14 protein-coding genes are annotated in these 15,436 nt (G+C 49.8%); 11 read left to right on the forward strand and 3 right to left on the reverse strand.

Annotated features, from left to right (window positions below; translation table 11 throughout):
- From hypB to hypE, 4 genes are all read left to right on the forward strand, one after another.
- On the forward strand, window positions 1-854 hold an 854-nt coding region (gene hypB / locus L975_RS10005; RefSeq protein WP_081995674.1), incomplete at its 5' end, for a hydrogenase nickel incorporation protein HypB.
- Window positions 845-1,147 (forward strand): hydrogenase maturation factor HybG, encoded by a 303-nt coding sequence (gene hybG / locus L975_RS10010; RefSeq protein WP_047708473.1) that lies wholly within the window; start codon window positions 845-847, stop codon window positions 1,145-1,147. The genes hypB and hybG, both read left to right, overlap by 10 nt.
- 5 nt (window positions 1,148-1,152) lie before the next feature.
- Window positions 1,153-2,265, forward strand: coding sequence for a hydrogenase formation protein HypD (gene hypD, locus L975_RS10015; RefSeq protein ID WP_047708622.1), 1,113 nt, complete (start codon window positions 1,153-1,155; stop codon window positions 2,263-2,265).
- Between the two features lie 45 nt (window positions 2,266-2,310).
- Entirely contained in the window at window positions 2,311-3,336 is a 1,026-nt protein-coding gene (hypE, locus tag L975_RS10020; RefSeq protein ID WP_047708474.1) for a hydrogenase expression/formation protein HypE, read from the forward strand.
- Between the two features lie 437 nt (window positions 3,337-3,773).
- On the opposite strand, the gene tatA is transcribed toward hypE, so the two are convergent.
- Together tatA and L975_RS17265 are read right to left on the reverse strand one after the other, a co-directional pair.
- Entirely contained in the window at window positions 3,774-3,998 is a 225-nt protein-coding gene (tatA, locus tag L975_RS10025) for a twin-arginine translocase TatA/TatE family subunit (RefSeq protein WP_039044757.1), read from the reverse strand.
- A 189-nt stretch (window positions 3,999-4,187) separates the two neighbouring features.
- Window positions 4,188-6,101 (reverse strand): methyl-accepting chemotaxis protein, encoded by a 1,914-nt coding sequence (locus L975_RS17265; RefSeq protein ID WP_177326635.1) that lies wholly within the window; start codon window positions 6,099-6,101, stop codon window positions 4,188-4,190.
- A gap of 216 nt (window positions 6,102-6,317) precedes the next feature.
- Here L975_RS17265 and L975_RS10035 point away from each other — a divergent pair, with 216 nt between their 5' ends.
- From L975_RS10035 to L975_RS10055, 5 genes are all read left to right on the forward strand, one after another.
- Window positions 6,318-6,944, forward strand: coding sequence for a rhomboid family intramembrane serine protease (locus L975_RS10035; protein WP_052181395.1), 627 nt, complete (start codon window positions 6,318-6,320; stop codon window positions 6,942-6,944).
- 159 nt (window positions 6,945-7,103) lie between these two features.
- On the forward strand, window positions 7,104-8,777 hold the full coding sequence (locus L975_RS10040) for a methyl-accepting chemotaxis protein (RefSeq protein ID WP_156121194.1): 1,674 nt from the start codon (window positions 7,104-7,106) through the stop codon (window positions 8,775-8,777).
- 740 nt (window positions 8,778-9,517) lie between these two features.
- Window positions 9,518-11,638 (forward strand): anaerobic ribonucleoside-triphosphate reductase, encoded by a 2,121-nt coding sequence (nrdD, locus tag L975_RS10045; RefSeq protein WP_047708478.1) that lies wholly within the window; start codon window positions 9,518-9,520, stop codon window positions 11,636-11,638.
- Window positions 11,639-11,858: 220 nt separating this feature from the next.
- Entirely contained in the window at window positions 11,859-12,326 is a 468-nt protein-coding gene (nrdG, locus tag L975_RS10050; RefSeq protein ID WP_010863685.1) for an anaerobic ribonucleoside-triphosphate reductase-activating protein, read from the forward strand.
- Window positions 12,327-12,842: 516 nt separating this feature from the next.
- On the forward strand, window positions 12,843-13,265 hold the full coding sequence (locus tag L975_RS10055) for a Myosin-1 (protein WP_010863684.1): 423 nt from the start codon (window positions 12,843-12,845) through the stop codon (window positions 13,263-13,265).
- Window positions 13,266-13,354: 89 nt separating this feature from the next.
- Here L975_RS10055 and L975_RS10060 read toward each other — a convergent pair whose 3' ends face one another.
- Window positions 13,355-14,167, reverse strand: a complete 813-nt coding sequence (locus L975_RS10060) for an SDR family oxidoreductase (protein ID WP_047708480.1) — start codon at window positions 14,165-14,167, stop codon at window positions 13,355-13,357.
- A 195-nt stretch (window positions 14,168-14,362) separates the two neighbouring features.
- On the opposite strand from L975_RS10060, the gene L975_RS10065 reads away from it, so the two are divergent.
- Both L975_RS10065 and L975_RS10070 read left to right on the forward strand, forming a co-directional pair.
- Window positions 14,363-14,644, forward strand: a complete 282-nt coding sequence (locus tag L975_RS10065; RefSeq protein ID WP_036769771.1) for a polyhydroxyalkanoic acid system family protein — start codon at window positions 14,363-14,365, stop codon at window positions 14,642-14,644.
- A gap of 275 nt (window positions 14,645-14,919) precedes the next feature.
- Complete coding sequence (locus tag L975_RS10070) at window positions 14,920-15,435, forward strand: phasin family protein (RefSeq protein WP_052181396.1); 516 nt, start codon at window positions 14,920-14,922, stop codon at window positions 15,433-15,435.
- Window position 15,436 lies beyond the last annotated feature (1 nt).

Genomic DNA, 15,436 nt, shown 5'->3' on the forward strand with positions numbered 1-15,436 from the left:
ATCATGACCATCATGACCATCATGACCATCATGACCATCATGACCATCATGACCATCATGACCATCATGACCATCAGCACGCGCACCATCACCATGCCGCACCTGTTGAAGCAGAAGAGCCGGCACTGCAGCCGCAAGGTGAGCAGGATGACATGCATTATGGCCACGGTCTTGCCGGCGCCCATGCTCCGGGGATGAGCCAGCGCCGCATGCTGCAAATCGAATTAGATATTCTGGGCAAAAATAACCATATCGCAGCTCACAATCGCGAAGATTTCGCCGCGCAGCAAATTCTGGCGCTGAATCTGGTGTCTAGCCCAGGCTCCGGTAAAACCACATTGCTGACGGAAACCTTGCGCCGCTTGCAAGGGCAGCGTCCGTGCGCCGTGATTGAAGGTGACCAGCAGACCAGTAATGACGCTGAGCGTATCCGCGCCACCGGTGTGTGCGCGATTCAGGTCAATACCGGCAAAGGCTGTCATCTGGATGCGCAAATGGTGCGTGATGCCTCCGAGCGTTTAGCGCCCGAGTCTGGCAGCATTTTGTTTATCGAGAACGTCGGTAATCTGGTGTGTCCGTCCAGCTTTGATCTTGGCGAGCGCCATAAAGTGGCGATTTTGTCGGTGACCGAAGGGGAAGACAAGCCGCTGAAATACCCTGATATGTTTGCTGCGGCGTCCCTGATGCTGCTGAATAAAACCGATCTGCTGCCTTATCTGACCTTTGATGTGGATGCTTGTATTGCCAATGCGCGCCGCGTCAATCCGGATATCCGCGTGATTCAAGTTTCCGCGCGTAGCGGTGACGGCATGGACGAATGGCTGGGCTGGCTGGAGGAGCAGGTATGTGCCTAGGCATTCCGGGGCAAATTGTCGCTATTCGTGATGAAGCTAGCGTGACCGCCGTGGTGGATGTGTGCGGCGTCAAACGTGAAGTGAATGCTGCGCTGGTATGTACCGGCGCTCCGGCTGATCTGATTGGTCAGTGGGTATTGGTGCATGTGGGGTTTGCCATGAGTTTGCTCGATGAGCAAGAGGCGCAGGCGACCCTCGATGCGCTGCACAGCATGCAGGCGCTTGGTCACGAAGTGGATGACTTTGGTGCGCTGAATGGCCAAGCGGCGCAGACCGCGGAGATTGCGTCATGAATGCGATGAAGTTTGTCGATGAATTTCGCGATCCGGCGCTGGCGACCAGTTTGCTGGCGCGCATTCAGAGCGTAATGCAAACGCTGCCTTACAATGCACAAAAGCCGCTGCAACTGATGGAAGTGTGCGGCGGCCATACACATGCCATCTTCAAGTTCGGTTTGGATCAGATCCTGCCCGACAGCATCGAGTTTGTGCACGGACCGGGCTGTCCAGTGTGCGTACTGCCGATGGCGCGTATTGATGCCTGTATCGATATCGCCGAGCGCGATAACGTGATTTTCTGTACCTTCGGCGATGCCATGCGCGTCCCTGGGCGGCGCGGCGCACTGCGCGACGCCAAAACCCGTGGCGCGGATATCCGTATCGTGTATTCGCCACTCGATGCATTGGCTATCGCACGCGATAATCCCCATAAGCACGTGGTCTTTTTTGCTCTCGGCTTTGAAACCACTATGCCAAGTACTGCGCTGACGGTGCTGCAAGCGCGTCGAGAGGGATTGAGTAACTTCAGCATCTTCTGCCAGCACATCACCATCATCCCAACGTTGCGAACTTTGCTGCAACAACCAGATGTGCGCATTGATGGCTTCCTCGCGCCGGGCCATGTCAGCATGGTGATCGGTGCCGAGCCGTACCGTTTTATTTGCGATGAGTTCGCTAAACCGTTGGTGATCACCGGTTTTGAACCGTTAGATATCTTGCAATCGATCTTAATGTTGGTGGAGCAAGTGGCTGAAGGCGTGGCGCGGGTCGATAACCAATATCGACGCATCGTGCCAGACGCAGGCAACAATCTGGCGCTTGGCGCGATGGATGACGTGTTTATCCTGCGCCCAAGCAGTGAGTGGCGGGGTCTGGGGGAAATTGAGCACTCTGGCGTGATGTTAAGTGACGCTTATGCCGATTTTGATGCCGAGCGGATCTTCCAGCCACAGGTTGGCGCGGCCGCTGATGACCCACGCGCCCGTTGTGGTGATGTGTTGACAGGCCGATGCAAACCGGCAGATTGCCCACTGTTTGGCACCGGTTGTAATCCACAAAACGCATTTGGTGCGCTGATGGTGTCTTCGGAAGGGGCGTGCGCCGCCTACTACCAATACCGCCGTCAGGCATGATAATCAGAACCTTTTTTAAGCGATAAACAACAAATCGAGATAACCATGAGTACACAGCGCCAAGACGTGGTAACACTGGCTCACGGCAGTGGTGGCGAAGCGATGCAAACCCTGATCCGCGATCTGTTTATGCAGGCTTTTGCCAACCCGATGCTCACGCGCCAAGAAGATCAGGCGCGGATCCCGCTCGCTGAACTGGCCGCAACTGGCGATCGGTTAGCGTTCAGCACTGACAGTTTCGTGGTCGACCCGATTTTCTTCCCTGGGGGAGATATTGGTAAACTGGCAGTCTGCGGTACGGTGAACGATGTCGCCGTCGGCGGCGCTATCCCGAAATACCTCTCTTGTGGCTTTATTCTCGAAGAGGGGCTGCCACTGGCAGATTTAGATCGCGTGGTTCGCTCGATGGCCGTTGCTGCCGCAGAAGCGGGCGTACAAATAGTTACTGGCGATACCAAAGTGGTGCATCGCGGTGCCGCTGATAAGATTTTCATCAATACCGCGGGTATTGGCGTGATCCCTCCCGCGGTGCAGTGGGGCTGTGACCAAATTCGCGTTGGCGATAGAATTATTGTGAGCGGTACTTTGGGCGACCACGGAGCCACTATCTTGAATTTGCGTGAGCAAATGGGGCTAGATGCCGATCTGCAAAGTGATTGTGCGCCGCTCAATGGCATGATTGCCGAGCTGCATCCGATCGCGGGGGTTCGCACCTTGCGTGATGCAACCCGTGGCGGCGTGACGGCGGTGTTGCACGAGTTTGCGCAGGCTAGCGGTTGCGGCATGATGATTGCTGAATCGGTATTACCGGTGCAACCGGTGGTGCGTGGTGTCTGCGAGCTGTTGGGGCTTGACCCGCTCAATTTTGCCAATGAAGGGAAACTGGTGCTGATTGTGGCCGAAGAGGCTGAAGAAGCCGTGTTGGAGTGCTTGCGTGCCCATCCGTTGGGTCGTCATGCCACCTGTATTGGCTCAGTCACCGAAAATCGGCAAGTGAAAGTAATGGGTGCGTTTGGCGCAGCGCGTCTGCTCGATTTACCGCACAGCGAGCCATTACCGCGCATTTGCTAACGTCCTAATAGTTAAAGAAAACACTAAAGCAAAACTAAAGCAAAGCGAAAGCAGAGATAAAAAATAGAGATAAAGGGATAAGCCGCTGTTTGTGATAAAACGGCGGCTTTTTCATGTACGCAATTCGTTCATGACTTGTTTACTCGGTAACGCAAAGTGAAATCCCTAAAAAACAAACAAAAGAAATTTCAAGATAGATATCAAAAGGGATAGGGAGCCGTAAGACAAATAAAACAGAGGAAGGATAACAGCGAAAAAATAAAGCGGAAATGGATAGGGCGAAGAGAATCAACTAGATATAACGCTAAAGTAAATAGCGTCAGTAGTTATTAATAATAGTTATCAATAATACTGGCGCTGCAGTGATTGCGGCTCATTATCAAATGGTGGCAATTGCCATCACCGTGATACCGACAATGATGGATAGAACATAACGTTCAAGAGGAAGATTTATTATCCGGTGAGGCAGGTTTTTGCTCGTTTAACCCTGGCATCTCCATATGTGCGCTGTTCTCGTTCTGACCACTCAGTGCACGTTTGAAATCGCGTACCGCACCGCCCAGATCACGACCCACATTACGCAGGTTTTTGGTACCGAACACCAATACGACAATCAGGCCGATCAGTAAGAGCTCCTGAATTCCGATTCCGCTTAATCCCATGATTATTATCTCCGGTTAAATAAACCGTCCCGATAATAGCCACGAATGAATCGTTACCGCAAACCCTTTTTAGACTGCCAATTGTTTCATATCTTTAATGGTATGAGAAAGGTGGTCGTTAATTTTTATCGTGCATTGACTCGCGCAATAAAATAACGACCACCTAATTTAGATTTTAAGCGGGTAGCATTAAATTCTAAATTGCAGGGTCAGTTTCTGCAGATTATTGGCCAACGCACTTAAATCTTCACAGGCTTTAGCGGTTTGGTTCGAGCCTTCCACTATCTCAAAACTGACGTCATTAATATTGCTGATATTAATATTCAGCCCTTCAGATACGGCATTTTGCTCTTCCGTGGCGCTGGCAATTTGGGTGTTCATGTCATTAATGAGCAGAATATTTTCGCTCATCCGATTAATGATATTGCCAGAGTTCTGCACCTGCATCACGCCTTCATTCATCCGCGTTGAGCTGGTGACCATTGCGCTTTCCGCGGCGTTGGCCTTTTGCTGCAGATTTTCAATGATCGCATTGATCTCGGTGGTGGACTCTTGGGTGCGATGGGCGAGAGTACGCACCTCATCAGCAACCACCGCAAAGCCACGACCTTGTTCACCGGCACGCGCCGCTTCGATAGCCGCATTCAGCGCCAGCAAGTTAGTCTGATCGGCAATTCCGCGGATCACGTCAATCACCACACCGATGCGCGAGCTTTCTTGCTCCAGCTCATGCACGACTTGACCCGCTTGTTGCACATCCACAGACACTTGCTCGATAGTTTCGATGGTCGCTTTGATGATATTGCGGCCTGATTCCGCTTCTGAGGCGGCATTTTTGACTGCATTCGCCGCTTCTTCGGCATTGCGCGACATATCATTGGCCGTCGATTGCATCTGGTTCATGGCGGTGGCCAGTTGTCCCAGTTGATCTTGCTGATTTTGCATCCCAGAGTTGGATTGCAAAGATACCGCGCTCACTTCTTCGGCGGCGCTACTGAGCTGCGAAGTGCTGGTAGCGATATCGGTGATGATATGGTGCAGATTCAAACGCATCTGCTCGATTTCCCGCGCTAACATGCCCAGTTCATTGCGGCTTTTATCAATGTGCGGCTCTGCCAGATTCTTGCTAGAGATTTTGTGCGCCGTTGCTAGTAGCTGTTGCAGCTGTTGCGTCAGCTGACTGCTGACCAACCACGCCAGCGCAACACCGACCACACTGAACAGCGTCACCAGCACCAGACGGAGCAGTGACATGCTCTGCTGCTGCTCCAGATTCTTCTCGGCGACCATGTAGCCGCGCTCACCAATAAACTGCGACATCGCAACCAGATTCTGGTTGATCTCCGCGCCTAGGCTGTCGGTATCCTTGTCCGCTTGCATATAAGCATCAATGCCATTACGGATATTTTTCAGGGCGGTTTCATAACGGGTTGCCAGCGTCACGATCTCTTCGGTTCGTTTATCGTAGCGGCTGTATGGCGTCAGTTTTTTCAGGGCAGAGGTCAGGAAGTTGATGGATTTATCCAATTCACCAACACGCAGACCTGTTTGGAAAGAGTTGAAATAGATCCGCGTTTTGGCGATATCGGTCATCGCATCAATCAAAATATTACGATACTCATGGCCAAACTGCGCAGAAGAGACATACACCAGATAATCATCGAATTTGGCCCCAGAGCCGGTGACGCCGTAACGCACCTGATCATCAATCGTATAGTGATATTGCACCATGCTGCGCGCCGCTTTGTTGTAATCGCTCAGCACGCTTTTCAGTTTGTAGCCGGCATCGGTGACCGGTTGATATTGGTCAGCAGATTTCAGCATGGCATCTAACGCATTTTCAGCATTTTTAGCGGCATTCAGATCGCGCAGTTTGGCAATCGAGTTCAACAGCGCCAGACGGGCTTGCCAAATTTTAATGTTCAGATCGATAGATTGCTGGTTGGTTTTTTCATCCTGAACAATCTGCTCGGTCAAGATAGTTTGCTGGTGGGACTGGTAACTAAAAAAACCGACAATCATACTGACGGTAAGTAGCCCGACTAATGCTGCCGGTAGGATAACGGAGATCCGAAAGGGAATATTTTTTATACTGAAAAGCATGGAGTACATCTCGATTAAGGGTAGCGGGAAAATTCATACTTTTTTACATCTACCTTATGTCGACGCGATTCCAAATTTATAAAACCGATAAATTTTATATGACAATAACCTGTGATCTAACGATATGCACTGATGATATTTTTGCATGATGTTCAATAAAATCTGCAGGTTACCGAATCTAATTCGCTGAATAATTAACTGTGAGAGGTAACGCTGATGCAGGAGATCAAAGAACAGTCTTGGTTGAAAAAAATACCACCGGTAATCGGGCTGATCCTGATTATTGATGTGCTTTGTATCGTGCTGTTTATGTTTAACTACTTAGGCGTAGGCGCATTAACCCGCTATGGCCTGCTACCGCGCAGTGAGCCGTTATTCATGCCACTGCTGCTCGCACCGCTTCTGCATGGCTCTTGGGCTCATCTGTGGGCGAATCTGCTACCGTTTACACTGCTTTCATGGCTGGCCAGCCGTTACGGCAGCCGTGAATACATTTTGTTGCTGCTGGTGGTCTGGTTTGGTGGTGGCCTGTTGCTCTGGTGTATTGGTCGTCCGGCTTACCATATCGGCTTGAGCGGTGTGATTTACGGTTTGTGGGCCTATCTGTTGGTGTATGCCTTAATGCATCGCAGCTTTAAAGCCTTGGCTATTGGGGCCGTGGTATTGGTGCTGTACGCCGTGATGTGGCAAGGACTGATCCCCGGCCAACTGTCAGGGCAATGGCATGTCAGCGTCGAAGGGCATCTATCCGGCGCACTGGTGGGTGGTTTGTATGCCTACTTTTGTGCGCGCAGGCATAAAAAGCGTGAGAGTGAGAATATTCATAAAAATAAATCACGTTAATTAACATGCAGTGGAGAACTTATACGGAATTTACATTTTAATGATGCATGGATAAGAAAAAGTATGTCACTTTTGACTCGAACTGTTAAACCATGTTTCTAAAAGTGCGAGGATTCTCGATATTGCTTAGTGTGTAACCCCCTATAATAGAGTGACCATTTGTCACTCTATTATAGATATAACAATGCTATGCAAGTCTTAGATAATATTTCATTCAAAATTAAGTTTATGCTGCCAATGCTGGTCGCCATAAGCATCTTTGTCGTTTTGTCTGGCATCATCTATCACAGCTTTACTGAACAGCACACTACGACACTGGCATTGCGTCAGGATGTATTACCCGTAAAAGACAATATTGAAGGTGCATATCGCGATCTGTACCAAGTCATTGCGGCAGGGCAAGCACTGGTTGTCGGCGGTGTTAATGAAAAAAACATTAGCTATCAAGAAAATGAGTTCAAAGACAATGGTGGTAAAGCAAGAGGGCGCTTGAATAAATTTGCCGTGTTAATTCAAGACGGGTTAGTTCCTCAATCACAGCAACCTGTTCTTGATGAAACATTGAAGCTTTTTGATATCTGGTTTACGCATTATGAGAAATTATTTGCACACCCTGATTCAGCAAGCTTGTATTACCAACAACATTTTGCCGCGATGGAGGACGATTTTAGAGCATTGCGGAAAAGTCTTAACTTACTTAAAGACCAAGTAGAGTTACTCGAAAACAATTTATCAGAGAAAAATTTACTGCTTGCCGAGCAAGCGCAATCACGAATTCTCTTTGGATGCACCATTGCACTGATTCTTTCTTTTGCGATTAGTTATTGGATTAGTCGGATTGGTTTACGCCCTCTGTTTGAACTGACTCATGCGCTGGAAAATATTTCTGATGGCGAAGGTGATTTAAGCCAGCGGCTACAGGTTAAAGGCAGTGATGAAATCTCTCGTCTTGGTCATGCATTCAACCGTTTTGTGACCAAAATTCATCAGACTATCACTGACTCTCATCGTATTGCCGCTGCAGTAGCAGAGGTGAGGGGCCAGCTATTTACGTTATCGGCTGAGATTCATCAAGGTGCTGAGTTGCAGCAAACGGAGCATGACCAGATAGCGTCAGCAATGGAAGGGCAAACTGTGGCCAGTAATCAGGTGCACCGCTGCGCCACGGAAACCGCTGATGCGACGCGTGTACTGATTGATAAAACCGATGCAACGCAGCACGCACTCAAAGAGACCGGTGTGGCACTGGATGGCTTAACTCAGCGCCTGAATCGTACTGACACCTCGATTTCCGAACTTAGTCATACTGTGGCAGGTATTACCACGGTAGCGGATGTGATCAGTAACATTGCTGCGCAAACCAATTTGTTGGCGCTGAATGCGGCGATTGAAGCGGCGCGCGCCGGTGAACAAGGGCGTGGTTTTGCGGTGGTTGCTGATGAGGTGCGCACACTCGCAAATCGTGTTCAGCACAGTACCGATGAGATCCGCACAATGATCGAGGGCTTACAAGAAAGCAGCCATTTATCGGTGCAATCGATGGAGGAGTGCCAAGAGTACAGCAGTCAAGCAACTGCGCAGATGTCTGGTGCCGCTGATAGCCTAACGCAGATGGAACAAGCCATCGCATTAATTCGTGATATGAGCCATCAGGTTGAAGCCGCGTCAGATGAGCAAAATAACCTGAGCCATAATATCGATAATCGTCTACAACAAGCTGTGGCGCACTCGTACTCAATGCGAGAACAGATTGTGGCGATGACACATGCTTGCGAAGCGTTAGAACGAGAAAGTACCAATTTGGATCGAACCCTTTCTAGTTTTCGAGTCTAGTGTGTTATCGGTTATTCCTCGCTAAACCGTGAACGTGTAATGCCGCCTGATTGGGCGGCTTTTTTATGCATGATGGTGAGTATCTTGAGTAAGGTCGCCTAGGGGGGAATGGTGGTATCTTCTGCAAAGATGCATAACCGCGACAGTAAAGTTTTTTACATTTTGATAAATTATTCTTCTAAGTCGTGTTTCCATTAGCTGTAATGGCAATTTGCCAGCAGCCTAGCGTGCCGCAAGTTGCTTTCCTCAGTGAAGAGGGCGTAAATAGAAGACGTACCACAACATTGGAGAGTTATTATGAGTCACGAACAGAAGAAAAAGCCGCAGAAAACTCTACAAGAACGCAGAGCTGAAAAACGGGAAAAACGTCATCCGCACGAAGAGCACAGTGATGCGGCTAAGTAAGTCCACACAACGTTAATTTTCTCATCAGTCAACCCGCCTTATTGGCGGGTTTTTTTATGCCTGTTTTGCCTTCGCGCTGGCGAAAAAGTAGTCAGTGTTTTTTTCTTAAGAAAGCAGTTAACAAGAGAATTTGAATCTGATAAGGGCGCCGAAAGAACTTTCAGACAGGGATCGATAATTTGAATGTGAAAGAATCGGTCGCTGAAAAAACTTGATCTAGATCAATACAATCTTGTGGCTGATCTCGCCTAATACACCACATCTTGTATGTCGTGCTATCATACAATCAATATTTAGTGGTTTGGTTAGTGATAGCGCCTAGCGGAGGAATCTCAGTGAAGCCGGTTGTGATTAAGCGTGACGGGTGCCGTGTACCGTTCGACGGAAATTTGATTAAGAATGCTGTTCTCAGTGCTGCTCGCACTGTGGAGGCTATGGAACCCGCTTATGCTGAAGCCGTTGCACAAGCTGTAGAAGATTCCCTGCAAGGTATGACCGAGGTTGACATTCGGACTATCCAGAATGTGGTTGAAAACCAACTGATGTCCGGTCCACATAAAGCGGTGGCTCGTGCATACATTGAGTATCGCCATGATCGCGATATCGCGCGTGAGAAATCCAGCCGTCTGAACAACGAAATTCGTGGCCTGATTGAGCAGAGCAACGCCGCGCTGCTGAACGAAAACGCCAACAAAGACAGCAAGGTGATCCCGACTCAGCGTGATTTGCTGGCGGGGATTGTTGCAAAACATTACGCTCTGCAACATTTGTTGCCGCGTGATGTGGCGCAGGCGCACGAGCGTGGTGAGCTGCATTACCACGATCTGGATTACTCCCCGTTTTTCCCAATGTTCAACTGTATGCTGATCGATCTCAAAGGCATGTTGACCCACGGCTTCAAGATGGGTAACGCCGAGATTGATACGCCAAAATCGATTTCTACCGCCACGGCGGTAACCGCGCAGATCATCGCGCAGGTAGCGAGCCATATCTATGGTGGTACTACCATCAACCGTATCGATGAAATTCTGGCACCGTATGTCAAAGCCAGCTATGACAAGCATCATGCTGTTGCGGTTGAGTGGGGCATTACTGATCCAGAAGCCTTTGCTTCAGCGCGTACCGAAAAAGAGTGTTATGACGCCTTCCAATCTCTGGAATATGAAGTCAACACACTGCACACCGCGAACGGTCAAACGCCGTTTGTGACTTTCGGTTTTGGTCTGGGTACCTCTTGGGAATCCCGCTTGATCCAGCAGTCAATCCTGAAAAACCGGATTGCCGGTCTGGGCAAAAAATGCAAGACCGCGGTGTTCCCGAAACTGGTGTTTGCGGTAAAAGATGGCCTGAACCACAAAAAAGGCGATCCAAACTACGATATCAAGCAGCTGGCGCTGGAGTGTGCAACGAAGCGCATGTACCCAGATATCCTGAACTACGATCAAGTTGTGAAAGTCACCGGTTCGTTTAAGACCCCAATGGGTTGCCGTAGCTTCCTCGGTACTTACGAAGAAGATGGCGAGCTGATCCATGATGGTCGTAACAACTTGGGTGTGGTTAGTCTGAACCTGCCGCGCATTGCGTTGGAAGCGGGTAATGACGAAGAGGCGTTCTTCCGTCTGTTGGATGATCGTCTGGATCTGGCGAGAAAAGCGCTGCAGACTCGCATCAGCCGTCTGGAAGGGGTTAAAGCCCGTGTTGCACCAATCCTGTATATGGAAGGGGCATGTGGCGTACGCCTGAAGGCCGATGACAGCGTTAGCGAGATCTTCAAAAACGGTCGAGCTTCAGTGTCTTTGGGTTATATCGGTCTGCATGAAACTATTAATGCGCTGTATGGCACCGAAACCCACGTGTACGACTCCGAAGCGCTGCGCGCCAAAGCCATCGCTATCGTACAGCGTCTGCGTGATGCCACTGATGCATGGAAAAAAGAAACGGGCTACGGCTTTAGCCTGTACAGCACCCCGAGTGAGAACCTGTGCAGCCGTTTCTGCAAAATTGACACCAAAGATTTCGGTGTGGTGGATGGCGTGACCGACAAAGGTTACTACACCAACAGCTTCCACTTGGATGTCGAAAAGCAGGTGAACCCGTACGACAAGCTGGATTTTGAAATGCCGTATCCGGCCATCGCCAATGGCGGTTTTATTTGCTATGGCGAATATCCGAATATGCAGCACAACGTTGAAGCATTGGAAGATGTGTGGGATTACAGTTATAGCCGCGTGCCGTATTACGGTACCAACACGCCAATCGATGAGTGCTACGAGTGCGGTTTCACCGGTGAGTTTGAATGTACCAGTAAGGGTTTTACCTGCCCGCGCTGTGGCAACCATGAGCCGACCAAAGTGTCTGTAACTCGCCGCGTGTGTGGTTATTTGGGCAGCCCTGATGCGCGTCCGTTCAACCACGGCAAGCAAGAAGAAGTGAAGCGTCGGGTTAAGCACCTGTAATCGACAGACTGCCGCGACACACTCCTTCTATCGCCAAAAACGGCGATAGCGGAAAAAGCAGTAAAAAATTGTCGTAGTGGTCAATTCAATATCAACACCGGTGATGCATTGCCCGTTGGGCAGGGTATCCCGGTGTTATTTTTGCCATCGGAAGGCCGCCAACAGCGCCTAGCGCTAGGCATCAACGGCAAATTCAATCGGCAAAGGTTAAAAGAGTAACGTGAACTACCATCAATATTATCCCGTGGACGTGGTTAACGGCCCAGGAACCCGCTGCACGCTGTTTGTGTCTGGCTGTGAGCACCAGTGTCGCGGTTGCTACAACCAATCAACTTGGCGCACGGATTCTGGCCATCCGTTTACGCAGGCGATGGAAGATCAGATCATCGCCGATCTGAACGATCCGCGTATTCGTCGCCGTGGACTGTCGCTGTCGGGTGGTGACCCATTGCATCCGGCCAACGTCTCGGCAATCTTGGCGCTGGTTAAGCGAGTGAAAGCAGAGTGTCCGGGGAAAGATATCTGGCTGTGGACTGGTTACACGCTGGCAGAGTTAACTCCCGAGCAGCAAGCGGTGATCCCGTATATTGATGCTTTGGTTGATGGTAAGTTCGTGCAAGAGCAAGCTGACCCAGGTTTGGTCTGGCGTGGCAGTGCCAACCAGATTATTCACCGCTTCAAACTGTAATCTGCCTAAAGCCGACATTAGCGTGATAGAGCAAACATCGATCACGCTTATCGATAAGGGATGTGCGGCGCTTATAGCTTGCCGCCCGTTCTAAGCGTGCTCGTCTTCATGACTAAAACAGAGGTTGGACGAATTTTAACTAGCCTCTGTTCTTACCGTACTCTGTGCCCTCGACTTTCTCTGTTGCACCCTCCGACGACTCACCTTTTGATACCAGTTCCAATTTTGTCTTTTTCTTGCCGGAATGCTTAGCCGCTGGATGCTTTATGTACAGTGGCTAGCGATAATCCCAGTGATGATTAGTCTTAGAGGCTATCCCATTAGGGCGATTTTACTTGCCATTTTAGCGTTTACCGAATGGTCGAAACTCTCACGAACGGGGTGTTCGCGAAGGTAGCTAATCAGGTTGCTGATGAAGCTGGCTGGTGCGAGTGATATCGACTGGGATAGGCTCTTCGCCGACTTTTAGGCGCGCGGATTTGTGCGCTCTCGGCAGACATGATGGAGGAGAGAAAGATGGACTTGGCCACACCAAACAGAGTCACACCGTCATACACCGGTACCGATATGTCACTGACCGGACAACGTTTATCCGCGCGCGTAACGGTGCCGCATTTGCTGCGTGACCCACAACCGCTGCGCTTAACCGCCGATGAAGCCGTGTTCTGTCTGTATCCAGATCCACAGTCGATTCAGTGGTGGCGCGTGCGTGCCGTTGAAACCGGTGAAGAAGGGTGGATCCACGACAGTTTCCTGTACCCACAGCCGGAAAGTGAGGGCATATCGTCAACCACGGTCGATTATTTTGCCCGTGAACTGACCACCACTTGCTGCGAGCGCCTGTTTATTTTGGCTGAATGTGATGGCTGGTACTGGGCGGAAAATCAGTTGGGCGAAAGTGGTTGGCTCCCCGTCAGCAGCGTTGAGCTGGAAGAGTAAGGGCGAATCGGAAGAATATAATGAGCACAGTGACTCACAGGAGAGACGTTATCCCCTGTGAGTAGCTGGCTTGCTTTGGCGGGCTATTATCAGGTTTTATGGCCGGAGAATTTATCCATGCTGCGGTAAATCCCCATGCCATGCCCACAGATAAGGTCAAATGCTGCCCGTGGCAACAGACCTTTGATCACCGGCAACAGGTTAACAATACCCGGCGTGCGGACAAACGCATCACCGCGCAACATGCCGGCCCACACTTTCTCGACCACCGCCTCTGGCTTTTGAATCGGTGTGAGCAGTGGCGCTTTCACACCGGCAAACATTCCGGTATCGATATAGCTCGGGGTTACGGTCGTGACTTTGATATTGCGGTAGCCGGCCATTTCCAGCTCCAGTCGCACCGAGTCTGACCAACCAATCACCGCCCACTTACTGCCGCAATACACAGACATTTTCGGATTGGAAACCATTCCTGCCGCTGAGGCAATATTGACGATCCGGCCTTCGCCTTTTTCGAGCATGCCGGGTAGAAACTCACGGCAGATATGCATCAAGGCATTGGTGTTGATCGCCAAGGTTTGGTTAATTTCGCGGTGCGAGTGCTCCCAGAACGGTTTACCGACAATGATCCCCGCATTGTTGAACAGAATATCAACGCCACCAAATTGGTTAATCACATCTTGCGCCGATGCTTGTATCGCATTGAGATTACTCACATCCACCACATGATGCAGTACAGTGTGGCTTTCAGCTGCAAAATCATCGGCGGTCGCGTTAAGGGCGGCCTCATTGATATCCCACAGCACCAGTTTGGCACCGTGGGCGGCTGCTTTACGGGCAAACAGTAACCCTAAGCCGCGCGCTGCCCCTGTGATTAACACCACCTTATTGCGAATATCCATACCTTTCTCCTTTTGAAAAAGGATGTCTCGATTCAGCCGACACCAATATTAAAATATTGATCCTGACGTGTATTCTCAGTCTCGCGTCTTCAGTTAAACTTTTATAGTGTTAATATCAATCTTAGTCAAAAAACGATTACCTTGTTTATATAAAGTCCACCATAATTAATCTGATATAACTCATGAAGGAATAAAATGAGTGCTATATACATAAAAAGAACACATAGCCTGGGGATGGAAAAAGCCAGAAATATCAGCCAGACCGTGGCCGAAGAAATTGCTGGTAAATATCAGATTAGCTGGCAATGGCGTGAGCAGGATCTGATATTTCGTCATCCGGGCGCATCGGGTTACCTCAAGTTGTCCGATGATTCGGTTGTGATCAATATTCGCTTGGGGCTGTTTTATTTACCGTTTGCTGACAGCATTCAACGTGGGATAGAGCAGCAATTAGAGGCCTGTTTTAATTCGCGCTAGGTTGGTTAATGCTAGGCTCATTAACGATAAGCTCATTAACGCTAAGCTCAGCGCTATCAATATTGGCGAAATGGTTAAAACGGCTCTTGATTTCACGTTTTTTACTGTAATTCGCCAATATTTTTCATCTGCCGATGAATGCGACATATTTTGATGCAGATCATGCTTTTTCGGCCTGTTTAGAATGTTTCTTCTAATTGACTTGCGTACGCTTAAATCAGAGCAAGAGCTCTGACCAGTACAACGGGAATAAAGGCAGTCATTAGGAGGCGTGTATGTTAAAGCGTATTTTAAATATCGGTTTTGCCAAAGACGAAGCAGGCAATGCCAATGAGCAGGAAGCGGTTGCCCGTAAAATCTGGCTGGCAGGTTTAGGTGCCTATGCGAAGAGCATGCAAGAAGTCACGTCGCTGTCTGAGAAAGGGCGTTGCATGTTTGACGAGCTGGTTTTCCGCGGCCGCGAAGTTGAAGCGCAGACCAAAGAGCGTGTGGAGAAAACCGCAGAGCAAACTCGCAGTGCGATGCAGCAGCAACTGCATTATCAAGTGCAGCGTTTTACCGGACTGGAAGTGTCTGTACTGCAAGGTATGGAGGAGAAACTGGATCGTCTGACTGAAGTGATCGCCGCGCTGGAAGCTCAGCAGGCTGCGCAGGAAACCGCTGACGTGAAAGCGGAGAAAGATCCAGCCAAAGAGGCGGTGAAAGAGACGGTGAAAGAAGAGCATGCTGATGCCAAAACGGCGGCAGCCAAGCGCGTAGTTGGTAAAGTACCAGAAACTCCGGTGAAATAAG

The sequence above is a fragment of the Plesiomonas sp. ZOR0011 genome (assembly GCF_000800945.1).
GTDB classification, from domain to species: domain Bacteria; phylum Pseudomonadota; class Gammaproteobacteria; order Enterobacterales; family CAMTGL01; genus Plesiomonas; species Plesiomonas shigelloides.

What these genes read in the sequence shown, in the direction of transcription:
- L975_RS10070 (WP_052181396.1), top strand. Translation starts at nt 14,920, where the DNA reads ATGTTAAAGCGTATTTTAAATATCGGTTTTGCCAAAGACGAAGCAGGC.
- L975_RS10035 (WP_052181395.1), top strand. Translation starts at nt 6,318, where the DNA reads ATGCAGGAGATCAAAGAACAGTCTTGGTTGAAAAAAATACCACCGGTA.
- L975_RS10065 (WP_036769771.1), top strand. Translation starts at nt 14,363, where the DNA reads ATGAGTGCTATATACATAAAAAGAACACATAGCCTGGGGATGGAAAAA.
- hybG (WP_047708473.1), top strand. Translation starts at nt 845, where the DNA reads ATGTGCCTAGGCATTCCGGGGCAAATTGTCGCTATTCGTGATGAAGCT.
- hypE (WP_047708474.1), top strand. Translation starts at nt 2,311, where the DNA reads ATGAGTACACAGCGCCAAGACGTGGTAACACTGGCTCACGGCAGTGGT.
- tatA (WP_039044757.1), bottom strand. Translation starts at nt 3,998, where the DNA reads ATGGGATTAAGCGGAATCGGAATTCAGGAGCTCTTACTGATCGGCCTG.
- hypD (WP_047708622.1), top strand. Translation starts at nt 1,153, where the DNA reads ATGAAGTTTGTCGATGAATTTCGCGATCCGGCGCTGGCGACCAGTTTG.
- L975_RS17265 (WP_177326635.1), bottom strand. Translation starts at nt 6,101, where the DNA reads ATGCTTTTCAGTATAAAAAATATTCCCTTTCGGATCTCCGTTATCCTA.
- L975_RS10055 (WP_010863684.1), top strand. Translation starts at nt 12,843, where the DNA reads ATGGACTTGGCCACACCAAACAGAGTCACACCGTCATACACCGGTACC.
- L975_RS10060 (WP_047708480.1), bottom strand. Translation starts at nt 14,167, where the DNA reads ATGGATATTCGCAATAAGGTGGTGTTAATCACAGGGGCAGCGCGCGGC.